The organism is Herminiimonas fonticola (assembly GCF_040395855.1).
GTDB lineage: Bacteria > Pseudomonadota > Gammaproteobacteria > Burkholderiales > Burkholderiaceae_D > Oxalicibacterium > Oxalicibacterium fonticola_A.
On record NZ_JBEBPO010000062.1, the window covers coordinates 1 to 14,626 of the forward strand.

11 protein-coding genes and 1 pseudogene are annotated in these 14,626 nt (G+C 53.7%); 3 read left to right on the forward strand and 9 right to left on the reverse strand.

Annotated elements, in window-relative coordinates; translation table 11 throughout:
* From ABWP27_RS08920 to wrbA, 6 genes are all read right to left on the reverse strand, one after another.
* A partial coding sequence (locus ABWP27_RS08920; protein WP_353155782.1) for a catalase occupies positions 1-1,424 on the reverse strand: 1,424 nt, incomplete at its 3' end.
* Positions 1,425-1,727: 303 nt separating this feature from the next.
* Positions 1,728-1,946 (reverse strand): hypothetical protein, encoded by a 219-nt coding sequence (locus ABWP27_RS08925; RefSeq protein WP_353155783.1) that lies wholly within the window; start codon positions 1,944-1,946, stop codon positions 1,728-1,730.
* Between the two features lie 372 nt (positions 1,947-2,318).
* Entirely contained in the window at positions 2,319-2,765 is a 447-nt protein-coding gene (locus ABWP27_RS08930) for a DUF4124 domain-containing protein (protein WP_353155785.1), read from the reverse strand.
* A 30-nt stretch (positions 2,766-2,795) separates the two neighbouring features.
* Positions 2,796-4,205 carry an FAD-binding oxidoreductase gene (locus ABWP27_RS08935; protein ID WP_353155786.1) on the reverse strand — a complete coding sequence of 470 codons (1,410 nt, stop codon included), beginning with the start codon at positions 4,203-4,205 and terminating at the stop codon, positions 2,796-2,798.
* Entirely contained in the window at positions 4,202-4,576 is a 375-nt protein-coding gene (locus tag ABWP27_RS08940) for a DUF2069 domain-containing protein (RefSeq protein WP_353155788.1), read from the reverse strand. Before ABWP27_RS08940 ends, ABWP27_RS08935 begins: the two co-directional genes overlap by 4 nt.
* Positions 4,576-5,184 carry an NAD(P)H:quinone oxidoreductase gene (gene wrbA / locus ABWP27_RS08945; RefSeq protein WP_353155790.1) on the reverse strand — a complete coding sequence of 203 codons (609 nt, stop codon included), beginning with the start codon at positions 5,182-5,184 and terminating at the stop codon, positions 4,576-4,578. Before wrbA ends, ABWP27_RS08940 begins: the two co-directional genes overlap by 1 nt.
* 107 nt (positions 5,185-5,291) lie before the next feature.
* On the opposite strand from wrbA, the gene ABWP27_RS08950 reads away from it, so the two are divergent.
* Complete coding sequence (locus ABWP27_RS08950) at positions 5,292-6,557, forward strand: YihY family inner membrane protein (protein ID WP_353155791.1); 1,266 nt, start codon at positions 5,292-5,294, stop codon at positions 6,555-6,557.
* Here ABWP27_RS08950 and ABWP27_RS08955 read toward each other — a convergent pair.
* Positions 6,554-6,868 (reverse strand): Mpo1-like protein, encoded by a 315-nt coding sequence (locus ABWP27_RS08955; RefSeq protein WP_353155793.1) that lies wholly within the window; start codon positions 6,866-6,868, stop codon positions 6,554-6,556. The genes ABWP27_RS08950 and ABWP27_RS08955 overlap by 4 nt on opposite strands.
* Before the next feature lie 219 nt (positions 6,869-7,087).
* On the opposite strand from ABWP27_RS08955, the gene ABWP27_RS08960 reads away from it, so the two are divergent.
* Both ABWP27_RS08960 and ABWP27_RS08965 read left to right on the forward strand, forming a co-directional pair.
* Positions 7,088-7,543 carry a CBS domain-containing protein gene (locus tag ABWP27_RS08960; protein ID WP_353155797.1) on the forward strand — a complete coding sequence of 152 codons (456 nt, stop codon included), beginning with the start codon at positions 7,088-7,090 and terminating at the stop codon, positions 7,541-7,543.
* A gap of 160 nt (positions 7,544-7,703) precedes the next feature.
* A pseudogene (locus ABWP27_RS08965) lies at positions 7,704-9,008 on the forward strand (MFS transporter); the annotation flags it as partial.
* Between the two features lie 42 nt (positions 9,009-9,050).
* Here ABWP27_RS08965 and ABWP27_RS08970 read toward each other — a convergent pair.
* On the reverse strand, positions 9,051-12,299 hold the full coding sequence (locus tag ABWP27_RS08970) for a PAS domain S-box protein (protein WP_353155795.1): 3,249 nt from the start codon (positions 12,297-12,299) through the stop codon (positions 9,051-9,053).
* Positions 12,300-12,375: 76 nt separating this feature from the next.
* Positions 12,376-14,619, reverse strand: coding sequence for a putative bifunctional diguanylate cyclase/phosphodiesterase (locus ABWP27_RS08975; protein ID WP_353155799.1), 2,244 nt, complete (start codon positions 14,617-14,619; stop codon positions 12,376-12,378).
* Positions 14,620-14,626: the final 7 nt, after the last annotated feature.

A 14,626-nucleotide genomic window follows, 5' to 3' on the forward strand; every position in this document is an offset into this window, starting at 1 on the left:
GCTTTCTTCACGCCGGCGCCATATGCAGGATCGCATTTGGTGCAATTGTCGACATGCCTTTGCTTGATTTCGACCGGTGCATCGCCCATCGCACGGCCGGTATTGTCGAACAATACCTGTTGCTGTGCCGGTGTCATCAGCTTGAACAGGGCGCGTGGTTGCGAATAGTAATCGTCGTCGTCTTCACGGAAATTAAAGTGATCCGCAGCGCCATTGATTGCCAATGGCGGTTCACGGAAATCCGGCTGCTCCTGCCACTCGTTGTAGCTATTCGGCTCGTAATGCAGGGTGCTGCCATGATTGCCATCCACGCGCATCGCACCATCGCGATGGGAGGAATGGAACGGACACTTCGGTGTATTGACCGGAATCTGGTAATGATTGACGCCGAGCCGGTAACGTTGCGCGTCACCATAAGAAAACAGGCGACCCTGCAGCATTTTGTCAGGTGAAAAGCTGATGCCTGGCACTACATTGGCCGGGTTGAATGCAGCCTGTTCGACTTCAGCAAAATAGTTGTCCGGATTGCGGTTGAGTTCAAACACGCCGACTTCGATCAATGGGTAATCGCCTTTCGGCCATACCTTGGTGAGATCGAATGGGTGATAAGGCACTTTCTCGGCATCTTTTTCCGGCATGATTTGGATCGACATGGTCCAGCGCGGAAAGTCTTTTTTCTCGATGCTTTCATACAAATCGCGTTGGAAACTTTCGCGATCGTTACCGACAATGGCGGCCGCTTCGGCGTCGGTCAGGTTCTTGATGCCCTGGTGAGTGCGGAAATGGAACTTCACCCAGAAACGCTCATTTTTGGCATTGATAAAGCTGAACGTATGCGAGCCGAAACCGTGCATGTGGCGATAGGAAGCAGGAATGCCGCGGTCGCTCATGACAATGGTGACTTGATGCAGTGCTTCCGGCAGCGAGCTCCAGAAATCCCAATTGTTTTTTGCGCTGCGCAGATTGGTGCGCGGATCGCGTTTGACGGCGTGATTGAGATCGGGGAATTTCAGCGGGTCGCGGAAGAAGAATACCGGCGTGTTGTTGCCGACCAGATCCCAGTTGCCTTCTTCAGTGTAAAACTTCATGGCAAAGCCGCGAATATCGCGTTCTGCATCGGCTGCGCCGCGTTCGCCGGCGACGCTGGAAAAGCGCAGAAACATATCGGTTTTCTTGCCGATCTGCGAGAAAATTTTTGCCTTCGTATACTTTGTGATGTCGTGCGTGACGGTAAATGTGCCGTATGCAGCAGAACCTTTTGCATGCATGCGACGTTCAGGAATGACTTCGCGATCGAAGTGCGCCAGTTTTTCAAGAAACCAGACATCCTGTAACAGTTGCGGTCCGCGTGGGCCGGCAGTCAGGACGTTCTGGTTGTCAGGAACAGGTGCACCACCAATGGTGGTAAGTTTTTTCTTTGACATACGCCCCTCTAGAAAGGTAAGTGATAAAAGTCGGCGCAGATGAAGCGGCCTGTTTAAATACTATCATCGAAGATTCATTGGCGTTGTTTGTATTTCCTGTTTTTTCCATAGGGAAAAACTATACGTGCGAGGTGGCTTGTGATGTATGCGCAGGCATTTTTCAGCGCGAAAAATGGCGACGATTGATGTGCAGGATCTACTGTATTAATGCAGGGGATTGCAGCGGAGGGGAAAATCTTGAACTGAAAATGAACATGCCGGGCCGAAGCCGGCCCGGCATGATGAACCATCAATAACCGTCGTTTACACGCGGTTGAAAACTTCTTCGGTATCTTTCAGTTTGAAACTGCCATCGCTTTGCGGCAGCGCAATCTGATCCGTGTGCTTCACCATATAGCCTTCAAAATCGCGTGGCATATGCGCGAAGCCGAAATCTAGATAGCTGATCCCCTTGGAGATTTTGAGCATGATGAGGGGTTTGCCGGCGGCATTCTGGACTCTGAATTCTTCATTGATTTGCATAAGGCCTCCTTGGTGAGTAAGCGCAATTTCAATACCGTTTTATTCGGTATTCATTGCATATGAATTGACTGCACGACATTTATAGCATTTTTAATGCAACAATAAAAATGCTTAATTTTGATATTAAATCCAATGAATTTTGATAGATGTAATGACAGTCTTTGCGCAGGACATGAAAAAGCCTGCGCGAGGCAGGCTTTGGTAATTGGTGCTGGTATGTTTCCCGACCGCCAGCGCCGGTAGTAGCGCCGTGGGTGTAGCGCTAAAAACGGCTCTTTTTGAGAGCACGGGCGTATCGTAACAAGCGTATGTGACGGGAGTTTGACATGCATCAAATTTCCGCCAGCTTTGTTGAAAAGCAGGTTGGAGGACTCAGGTCTGGCCGCAAGTCAGCTGATGCTTTTCTGTTGCACGCCGTGCTTTTTGCCTGGCGCGTTCGGCAGTTTTTCCGGATGCGCTGGCTGCATCTTCGCTGGCCCATTTGACGCGCTGTGCCGACTCTGCGCATTTCTGTTTTTTCGCGGCAGACGCCTTGTTTCTTTTTTCCTGCTGGCGTGCATCCATTTTTTCTTGTTTGTGGCGCTGTTGTTGCAGGCGCTGCAGTTCCTGTTTGTCTTGCTGCGCCTGTTTTTGTGCAAGAGCGGCATCGGTCGCAGGTGCGGTTACCGCGATTTCCTGCATGCGTTCTGTTTTACCGTGGTGGCAGGGCGTATCGCTGTAGACGGTCTGGCCGCCGGATTCGCATTTGTAGATCGCCAGTGCAGAGCTGGAAAAGGTGAGTGACACAAGAAGCACAAGAAACAGCAGCGTAGATGGCATGGCAGTCTCGCGGTTGGTTGATGGTCTGATTTATGTAAGCAGCTTGCCCGGATTCATGATGTTCTGCGGATCGAGCGCCTGCTTGATGGTACGCATCAGCTGCATCTCGACTGCTGATTTGTAACGCAGAATTTCTTCATGTTTCAGCGCGCCTATGCCATGTTCGGCAGAAATCGAACCACCGAAACTGTGCACACTATCATGCACGACCCGATTGACGGCAGTTTGCTGTGCCATGAAAACGGCATCGGTTTGCTGTTCCGGGTGTGCGACGTTGTAATGCAGATTGCCGTCGCCCAGATGGCCGAAGGTCACCATGCGTACGCCGGGAAATGCCTGCTGCAGCAAGGCATCGGTGCTGCGAATGAAGTCGCCGATGACGGAGATCGGCAGCGATACATCGTGCTTGATGTTTTTGCCTTCGGCAGCCTGTGCCAGCGGAATGTGTTCGCGGATATCCCATAGCGCAGCGGATTGTGCCAGCGAGCCGGCAACGATGGCATCCTGCACGATGTCCTGCTGCAGCGCGTCGCCTATCAATTCTTCCAGCAGCGTATTCGCGTGTGCTTCCGATTCGCTATCGGACAGTTCCAGCAGCACATATTGCGCATGCTGCTCCTTGAACGACAAGCGCATCTGCGGGAAATGTCTGCCGACCAGCGTCAGGCAGAACGCCGACATCAACTCGAAACCTGTCAGTGCCGAACCGCAGCGCATCTGCGCCAGCGTCAACAGGCGCAAGGCGTCGTCAGGGCTGCGCAAGGCGGCCAGTGCCGTACGTTGTGCCTTGGGCGGCGGGAAAAGTTTGAGTACGGCGGCGGTGATGATGCCAAGCGTGCCTTCTGCGCCTATGTACAGATCGCGCAAATCGTAGCCGGTATTGTCCTTGCGCAAACCGCGCAAACCGTTCCATAGCTCGCCTTGCGGCGTGACGACTTCCAGCCCCAGGCACAGTTCGCGTGCATTGCCGTAACGCAGAACGGCAGTGCCGCCCGCATTGGAAGAAAGGTTGCCGCCTATCGTGCAACTGCCTTCCGACGCCAGCGAGAGCGGGAATAGCCGGCCTGCATCGACGGCTGCCTGCTGGAGGTTTTGCAGGATGCAACCGGACTCCACCGTCATCGTATTGTTGACTGTATCGATGACGCGTATCCGGTTCAGACGTGTGAGCGACAGAACGATGGCGGTGTTGCTGGCATCGGGAATGCTGCCCAGTACCAGCCCGGTATTGCCGCCTTGCGGCACGATAGGCACCTTGAATTGATGGCAAAGGCGGACAATGGCGGCAACTTCTTCAGTGCTGCCCGGTTTCAGTACTGCGCACGCGCTGCCGGTAAAGCGGCGGCGCCAGTCGGTGAGGTAGGCAGCGGTTTCATCTGCTGCGGTCAATACATATTGCGCGCCGATGGCGTGGCGACATGCATCGAGAAACTCTTTCATTCAGCAGCCTTTTGCAGCGTCTTTTTTGCCAGCGCCTTGGCAGCTTTCTTGTACGGCCGCAGATAGACAATCACGCAGATGAAGAAGCCCAGCACCAGCGCCACTTCTATCCAGCCCAGCGTGGCAGACCAGCCGCTGTCGCTCATGCCGCGCACTACGCCCTCGGCAAGGTACAGCAGGATCAGCATGGACGACCATTGCATCGTGTAGAGATTGCGTTTCAGAATGCCGGGCAAGGGAAACAGCAAGGGAATGACTTTCAGCATCAGTACCGGCGCCAGCAGCCATTCCCAGGCTATGCACAGAACGATGAGAGCAATCAGGCTGCAGACTGCGCCCAGATGTATGAGTTTCTGGCTTTGCGTTTGCATCAGGCGTTCCGCAATTTGATGGCAGTGTGCGCCAGCCGCTGGCCCAGCGCGATTGCCAGTGCACGCGTATCGGCAGAGATCGCCTGCGTACCGCTGACACCGGACCAGTGCGAAGCGCCGTAAGGTGTACCGCCGGAACTGGTAGTCATCAGCTCGGCTTGCGTATAGGGAATGCCGAGCAGCAGCATGCCGTGATGGAGCAAAGGCAGCATCATCGACAGCAAGGTTGTTTCCTGTCCGCCGTGCAGGCTTCCAGTGGATGTAAACACGCAAGCCGGCTTGCTGGCCAGCGTGCCGGACAGCCATTGCGACGAAGTGCCATCCCAAAAATATTTCATCGGCGCTGCCATATTGCCGAAACGCGTAGGGGAACCCAGCGCGAGCGCGGCGCATTCTTCCAGATCGCGCAGTTCCACGTAAGGAGCGCCTTCCGTCGGGATGTCCGGGGCGGTGGCTTCGGTCACGGTGGAAACCGCCGGCACGGTGCGCAGGCGCGCTTCGCAACCGGCCACGCTATCTATGCCCTGACCAATCAATTCAGCCAGTTTGCGTGTAGAGCCGTGCCGCGAATAATACAAAACGAGAATAGGGAGCGTGGATGAGTTCATGCTTGGTATTATAGGATGCTTTATAAGCATCTCCATACTCGATAGCCATCTCCTGCACAAAGCAGATACGCATTTTTTCAGGCGATGAACCGTTCGATACGTCCTGCATGAAATTAGTCAAACCTCTTCTTTTTCGTGAATTATCATGGGCGCAACTGCGCAATTTGATCCGTTTTGCAGCGCGCCGGCTCGATGAGGAGCGATTGCCGCAAGTCGCCGGCAGCCTGACCTTCACGACAGTGCTGGCACTGGTGCCGATACTGACGATTGCGCTGGCGATCTTTACCACTTTTCCGCTCTTCAATACCTTTCGCGCCTCGCTGGAAGCCTACTTCGTGCAGAACCTGATGCCGAAGGGGATCGCCAACACGATACTCGGTTATCTGACGCAGTTTTCGAGCAAGGCTACGCGCCTGTCGGCCGTCGGTGCGGTGGCGCTGATCGTGACAGCGGTGATGATGATGCTGATGATAGATCGCGTCTTCAATCAGATCTGGCGTGTCAAGACCAAGCGTCCGATCATGCAGCGCATCCTGATTTACTGGGCGATTGTGACCCTGGGGCCATTATTGATAGGCGCCTCGATGACGCTGACTTCGTACTTGTTTACCGCGACCAATGGCGCGGTGCGCAACATCCCGTTTTTCGGCGGCGTGCTGTATTCGTCGATCTCGATTCTGCTGACGACGGTGGCGTTTACTTCCCTGTACATCGTGGTGCCGAATCGCTTCGTTGAATGGCGCGATGCCTTGTGCGGCGGCTTGCTGGCGGCGATAGCCTTTGAAGTGGTCAAGCGCCTGTTTGCGATCTTTGTCGTCAAGGTGCCGACCTATACGGTGGTGTATGGCGCGGTCGCAGCTTTTCCTATCTTTCTGGTGTGGATATATCTGGGTTGGCTGATTACGCTGGGCGGAGCGGTGGTGACGGCTGCACTGCCGATCGTGAAATATGAACGATGGTGGCATGTGCCGCAACCGGGTAGCGCTTTCGTCGATGCGATGGCATTGCTGGCGGTATTGCATGAGGCTCGTACCGTGGGTGCGCGTGCTACGGTCGATACCAGGCAGTTTCGTGAAAAAACCCGTCTTGGTTTTGATGAGTCGGAAATTTTGCTGGAAAAAATGCTGGATGCAGGCTGGGTAGGGCGTATCAAGAATGAGCAGCCCAAGCGCATGCAATGGGGCAAACGCATTACCGACGGTCTCGACCGCTGGGCTTTGCTGGCCAATCCGCAGCAATTAACACTGGCGGATGTATACCGACTGTTTGTCTTCGATGCCAGCAGCAATGAGGTATTGGCCAAGAAAGTCGAAATTGCGGTCGAGCAGGGACTGACGCTCTCGCTGTCCGAGTATTTCAGTCAGCCAGCCTAAAACGAGATCTGTCCGCTCAGCATCTGCCAGTACATCAGCCAGGCAGCCATGAATGAGTAGACTGGCTGTTTGAACAATGGCAGGTTCTTCTCGAACTTGACATGCCCTATCCACGCGCAACCGTAGAACGACAGCACCGCTGCCAATAACCACCATGCATTGCCGGTGAGCGCCAGAATGGCCAGACACAGAATGGAAAGCGTTGAACCGAAGAAATGCAGCTGGCGCGAACTGCGATTTCCGTGTTCGCTCAGATAGCGGGTATAGAACTCGGCAAACGATTGCTCTGTTTTATGTGCGATGACGCCCATGATGGTCTCCTTCCGCTGACTCTTCCAGAGTAGACCTCGTTGGAACAAGATGCAAGTTTGTATCCGCCTGGATAAAATCGCCATCACGGAATTTTTTGTATTCCCGCGTTGTCCTATGGCAGTTCACCTGTTCAGATGATGGATAGTGGATTTTTCGCAGCGCTTGCGCTACATTGGAGCTGTCCGCAGTACAACCATAATGCTGGGAGGGCTGTCACCATGAAAGTATCCGAAATACTCAAGGTAAAAGGAAATATTCTCTTCACTGTGACGCCGGATAGCCCGATGCTGGATGCGGTCAATGTCATGGCCGAAAAGGATATCGGCTCGCTGGTTGTGATGGAAAAAGGCAATTTGATTGGCATGCTTTCTTTCCGCGAAGTCATGGCAACCATCCATGCGCAGGGTGGTGCAATAGGAAGTGGCAGCGTTCGGCAGCATATGAACAAAACCCCGATCACGATCTCCTGCGATACTGAAATCAACGAGGTACGCCGCATGATGCTGGAAAAACATGCGCGTTACGTTCCTGTACTGGATGGCAAAATTCTGGTCGGCGTGATTTCGTTTTATGACGTCGCGAAGGCGGTGCTGGAAGCACAAAGTTTTGAGAACAAAATGCTGAAATCGTATATTCAGAGTTCTCCCGCCCTGGCCAGCGAACAAGACGGTTAAGTTCAGACGAAAAACGCAATGCAGAGCCGCCCGCGTACACGATGAATACGCGGGCGGCTTTTCTTTGTTACGGCTGCAATACTTTACAATCCCCAGATTCTGAATCCGGCGCATTTGCCAGACGGCATGCGTCCATCTCTTTGAGCGTCCAAATTTTTTCATGCACAAGCCCAGTCAATTCACCCTGCTCACACAAGGCCGTTTCGCGCCTTTTTTCTGGGCCCAGTTTTTCGGTGCATTCAACGACAATGTTTTCAAAACGGCGCTACTGACGATTCTGACGTTTGAGGCATTGGACTGGACGACGATGGATAGGGGATTTCTGAATAATCTGATCCCGGGATTATTCATTCTGCCTTTCGTGCTGTTTTCTGCCATTGCCGGGCAACTGGCAGACAAGTTTGAAAAATCCGGCTTGGTTCGTTATATCAAGTTACTGGAAATTGCCATCATGCTGCTCGCCGCCGTGGGCTGGTTACGCCACGATTTATGGCTGCTGATTGCTGCAGTGGCAGGCATGGGTTTGCATTCAGCCCTGTTTGGGCCGGTCAAGTATGCGTATCTGCCGCAAAAACTGGCGCCTGATGAGCTGGTGGGCGGTAACGGCCTGGTGGAGATGGGAACCTTTGTCGGTATTTTGCTGGGCGAAGTGCTGGGCGCGGTTCTGGTGCTGTACAAACCATGGGGCATAGAATTGGTGGCTGGCACCACGATTGCGATTGCAGTGGCTGGATGGCTGGCCAGTCGGGCGATTCCTGTTTCTCCCGCTCCCGCTCCTGAATTGAAAATCAACTGGAATCTGGTCACCGAATCGGTACGCAATCTTCGTTTTTCAAGCCAAAATCGCTCGGTGTTCATGGCGATGCTGGCTAACTCCTGGTTCTGGTTTTACGGCGCGATTGTGCTGGCGCAATTTCCCCTGTATGCGAAGCAGACGCTGCATGGCGATCACAGCATCTTCGTGCTGTTGCTGACGATATTTTCACTTGGAATCGGCACCGGCTCACTGCTGTGCGAACGGCTATCGCGGCATAAAGTCGAAATCGGACTGGTGCCGCTGGGAGCAATTGGCCTGACGATATTCGGGATAGATCTTTTCCTGTCCAGCACGGCCTATACCAATACGAATCTGGTCGATATTGCGGGCTTCCTGCAGCAGCCCGGCAGCTTCCGTATCCTGCTGGATTGCCTGCTGATAGGCGCGTTCGGTGGTGTGTATATTGTGCCGCTGTTTGCCTTGATCCAGACACGTTGCGACCCCAAGCACATGTCGCGCACGATAGCCGGCATGAACATCCTGAACGCCTTGTTCATGGTGGCGGCTGCATTGCTGGCGATGGTGTTGTTGAATGCGGGTTTGAGTATCCCGCAATTGTTTCTGTTCACGGCGATATTGAATGCGCTGGTCACTGCCTCTATTTTTACTGCGGTGCCGGAATTTCTGCAGCGTTTCCAGGTGTGGATAAAACCTGGTCAGGCTGTCGATTAAAGAGCGGCGTGCAGAATTTCATGACAGCGGGTGCAAGGCTTCGTCATCGTGGCTATGTTGTGGTGCGACCAGCGGCAAGGTCAGGATAAAAGTAGTGCCGGTGCCGACCGCGCTTTGCACGCGGACGCGTCCTCCCAGTATGCCGCTGACGATGTTGTGCGTGATATTCAAGCCCAGACCGGATCCGCCTTCACCCAGCTTGGTGGTAAAGAACGGATCGAAAATCCGGTTCAGGTTACTGGCTGGAATGCCGATGCCGTCATCCTTGATTGTCAGCTCCACCCAGCCTTCGGCGTTGTTGCGCGCAGCAATGATGACCGATCCCTGATTTCTTCCTTCAAAGCCGTGCAACAGGGCATTGTTGATCAGATTGTTCAGCACCTGACCCAGCGGGCCGGGATAACTGTCAAAAACCAGATCTTCCGGAATGCTTTGCTCGACGGTAAACGGTGTTTTTCGTATCAGCGGCCAGAGCGTCAGCAGGATTTCGCTGGTGACTTCCTCCAGAGAGAAAGTCCGTCTTTGCGAACTGGTTTGATCGATGGCGACCTGCTTGAAACTGTGTACCAGATCGGCAGCGCGATGCAGGTTGCGCACCAGAATATCGCCCGCCTTGTCCACGTCGTTGATGTAGGTTTCCAGGCTTGAGCGCTTGATGCCCTTGCTGTCGCGGTAATTTTCGGTCAGCTTGGCCGTCTGGTCGCTGAGAGCGCTGGCCACCATCAGGCTGTTGCCGATAGGTGTGTTCAATTCGTGCGAAATGCCGGCTACCAGCGCGCCCAATGCAGCCAGTTTTTCATTGTTGACCAGTTCTTCATGTGCCAGATTCAATGCTTCCAGTGTGGTTTCCAGTTCCTGGTTGGCTTGCTGCAATTCTTCCGTACGTTCGATGACCCGGTCTTCCAGGGTTGCATTGAATTCCAGAATTTCATTTTCAATCAGGCGTTTTTCCGTCATGTCCTGACACGCCAGAATGCCGAATTGCTCGCCTTCCAGAAAAAATACATGGCCGGAAAACTGGATCAATATCTTGCTCTGGTCGCCGCGGTACATCCATAACTCAGCTAGCTGTTCCAGGCTGCCGGTATCCTGCAGATTGCTCAGCACGGTGTCGCGATCGGCGGGATTGCAATACATGGCGAGGTCCAGCGTGTTTTTGCCAAGCACCGACTGTCGTGTGCGTTTGAACAGTTGTTCAAACGCTGCATTGACGTCCTTGATCACGTTATCGTTGCTGAGTTGCGTGACGAACATGGGCACCGGTGTGGAATGAAAAATCGTCGCGAAACGCTGTTCGCTGAGTCGCAATTCTTCTTCTGCGCGTTTGCGTTCAAGTTCCGCCGAGGCGCGCTCGCTGAATACCTGCAGCAGTGATTTGACGAGGTCCGGATTGCGTAGCGGTTTGGAATGCATCACGGCCAGCACGCCTATGGCAAGGCCGTTGGTATCGTGCAGCGGCGCACCGGCGTAGCTGTCCCAGCCGCGTTTGATCAGGGAGGCATTCTGCGCAAACATGTTCTGTACGTCATGGGCAAAAACGCAGAGGCCGGTATCCAGCGTATGTCCATAAGGTGTGCCGGGTATCGCACACTCGAAGTTGTCGACGATTTCGCCATGCATATGCGATGCCAGCGTCAGAATGCGCTGCGGGTCAGTACTGGAGCGCAGCGCTATCAGTGCGCAATCGGTACGCAGTGCGGCAGCCAGATCGTTGACCAGCAATTCAAAGAAGGGCTCGCCAGCGATGCCTTGCGTACCCTGCGCCAGCCGCAGCAGTGCATGATCGGCTTCCATCTTCTGTTCTTCCAGCAGTCTTTGGCTGGTTACGTCGCGCATGACCGCCAGCATGTACATCTCGTCGGCGATGGAGAACAGCGTCGCATTGAGCAGGCAGTGGCGAATTTCACCAGTCTTGTTACGCATGCTCCAGGCGAAATTTTCCACCTTTCTATCGCACTCAAGTAGCCGGAATAATTCCGTACGTTCCTCTGCATGTACCCAGATGTGCAAGCTCAAACCGTTTTTCCCCAGCCATTCATCGCGTGTAAAGCCGAGAATTTTTTCAAACGCAGTATTGACTTCGATAAACGTACCGTCGGGGTAGCGTGCAATCGAAATCGACTCGGGATTGTAGTGAAAGGCACCAGCGAATTTGGCTTCCGACAGGCGCAGCACTTCTGCGGTACGGCGCTGCTCTGTAATATCTTCCGCCATCGATAACAGGTGGCCGGTATTGCCGTCATCTTCGTCTATATGCGAATAACGCCACTGACAGCTAATGATGCGCCCGTCGGCAGTTAAGTTTTCCTGCGCGACGGGCGCTCCTGCATTGGATCTGGATTGCTGGACGATATCTTCGATCAGGTGACGTTGATCGAGCGGGCTGAGAAAGCGAATATTTCTGCCGATTGCAAGTTCCCGGCGGTAGCCGAATATGCGTTCGGCTGCGGCGTTCCATTCGACGACCTGATATTTTTTATCCCATTCGATGATCGCGATCGGGCTTTGGGCTATGAGCGTACGGAGATGTGCTGTGCGTTCATGCAATGCCATTCTGGCGCGTGCGTTCTGTTCGGTCTCGTTAGCATTGTCATGCGGTACGTCACCCAGCAGATTGCGCAAACGCAGACGCATCTGCTCAAGATTTTGCGAGAGTATCCCGATTTCATCGCGACGTTGTGATAGGTTCGGTTGCTTGAGCTGGTGTTCGGCGAGATGTGTGGTGCCGGCATGCAGGCGCTGCAGCGGGCGTATCAGGCGACGTTCAAAAAAGAACAGAATCAGCAGAATGGACAAGCCGGTTTGCAGCGCCAGCATCAGTATTTGCTGGATCATATTTTCCATCATGATTTGCTGCAGTCGTCTACTGCTGACTTCAATTCTGAGCGAACCGATCGTCTGTCCGTGATAATAAATATTGGTGTCGGAGCCGACAATAAGGCCGGGCGGACGCTCGCGTCGTTCGCTGCTCACAAACAGAGTGCGCTTGTTGTCACGGACATCTATACGCACGATATCGTCGTTACGCCATATCGCACCGTCGGCCAGTGCAGCGGCATCTTCGTACCTGAAATTCCACAGCGCCTCGCTCATGCTCTCGGCCAATGCGACCGCAGTTTCCTCTGCCAGCTTGGCAGTGCGCTTTTTGACTTCCGTATCGTAGGTTTTTAGCCAGCCATAACCATCGATCAGAGTAGCGGGGACGAATAAACCGATTACCACAGCCAGTACGATAGAACGTCGCAGGGTAAATACGCTTTTTTTCATGGCGTCCGTTGCTAATGGAGATTAGGCGATAGGAGGGGACTGCTGCCGATGTTGCGTGTGGAAGAAGTATGCGCTGTCAGCGTTGCTTGTGATTGGATAACCAATCGTGCAATACGTCGGCATTCAATGGGTGGGAAAATAAATAGCCCTGGCCAAACGGGCAGCCGAGTTCAGTCAGGATTTTTGCCTGTCGCTCGTCTTCGACGCCTTCGGCTATCACGTCCAGCTCCAGATTGCGCCCTAATTGAATGATCATTTCGGCGATGCTGCTGCCACGCGACGAGTCGGTAATTTCCGTGACAAAAGCTCTATCGATCTTGAGGCGATCGACATTCAGTTTCTGCAAGTGGCTGAGCGATGAGAAGCCGGTGCCGAAGTCATCGATGGCGATGCTGACACCGGTTTCGGCGATTTGATCGAGTAATTTGATCAAGGCATCCGGTTCTTCCATTGCCATCGATTCGGTGATTTCAAGTTCGATGCAGTGTGGTGGTGCATTGGTATCTTCCAGAGCCTTGCGCAACATGCTGAGGAAGTGCGGATGGCGGAATTGCACTTGCGATACGTTGACCGACATCATGAAATTACTGAAGCCCAGGCGCTGGATACGCACCAGTTCCTGACAGGCCTGACGCAATACCCATTCGCCGAGTTCGATGATCAGGCCGGAATATTCCGCTATTGGAATAAAGCGATTCGGCGAAATCATGGTGCCGTCTTCGGCCTGCCAGCGCAATAAGGCTTCGGCGCCGACCGGCGCGCGCGTCACCATGTCGATTTGCGGCTGGTAGACGACGAACAGGCGCTTTTCTTCAAATGCGGTGCGCAAGGCATGCATCATGTTGACGCGCTCGCGGATGTCTATGCCCATGCTGCGTGAAAAATAAAGGTGCCCGGTGCGTTGCTGCATTTTGGCGCGCTTCAATGAGATATGGGCATTTTTCAGCGCCTCTACGCCGCGTCCCTTATGTTCGGACAGGCGCACCAGGCCGACGGTGGCGGAAAGTTGCACGTCCTGCCCATCGATGTTGAAAGGCCGTTCAAACTGCGCCAGCACGGCGGCCGGATTGACTTGCACATCGTCGCCGAGCACGCCGAAAGTATCGCCGCCGACGCGCGCCACGACCAGTCTGTCACCCAGACGCGATTGCAGGCGGGCGGCAACGGCCAGCAGTAGCAAATCGCCGAATTGGTGACCCAGCGTGTCATTGGTTTCGGCAAAGTGATCGATGTCGATCAGTGCCAGCGTAGTCGGCCGGTTCTTGGAGGAGATCAGGCTTTCATCGATGATTTCCTTGAGACGGGTGCGATTCGGCAGTTTGGTCAGCGAGTCGTAGAAAGCGGAGTTATGCAATCTTGTGACCAGCGTGATATTGGCGAGTCCGACTGAAATATTGCTGCAGAAAACTTCCAGCAGACGCAATTCAATTTCGTTCAACACGCGCCCGGTTTTGAAAAATGCAGTGAAATTACTGGCGGTGCTGCCGGCAAAATGCAGCGCAGTATATTCGCGGCCGTAAATGTGACGGCGTTCATTGAGCGCGCGCGTCAATGTGTGTCCGATGTGGGCATCCTCGAACGTGGAAACAGGGTGATTCAGCAAATCCTGATATGTTCCTGTCGCCGCGACGACGAACAATTCGGTTTCTTCGTTATGCAGAGTTTCCTGTACGCAAAACAAGCCGTTCGTCGGCATATCCAGCAACTGTGCAATTTTTTCCAGCACGCCGGCGCTAAATTCTTCCAGCGTTTGCAATGCCATCAAATCGGTGCTGGCGCGCAGAATCATGTCCAGGCCGCTGCTGCTTGAATTGATGGTGCAGATTTGTTCGTAGGAGCGGATCGCTGCAGTGACAACGGTAAACAGCTTGATGCGCGTCAGTTCGGATTTTGTCTTGTAATCGTTGATGTCGAACTGCTGGATGGCATCGATCTCCGGTGCATAGCCGGGTTGGCCGGTGCGTAAAATAATGCGCACCTCGGCGCGATGCAGTACATCGCGGATGTAATGAACAAGTTGCAGGCCTTCATCCTGCTGCTCCATGACAACGTCCAGCAAAATGACCGCAACATTCGGTTCATTTGCCAGGATGTCGCGTGCTTGCTGCGCGGAATAAGCGTGCAAAAACGCCAGGGGACGGTTTTGTATTTCAACGTTACTGAGCGCAAAGGTGGTTGCCGAATGGACGTCAGCATCATCATCGATGATCATGACCTGCCAGACATCCTTGTTTGTTCCCAAAGCATTGTTTTCGGATGCGGATATTGCTTCATCCAGAAATACAAGGTCATCCTCACTATGGCTGACCGACTTGCTCATGTTGCCT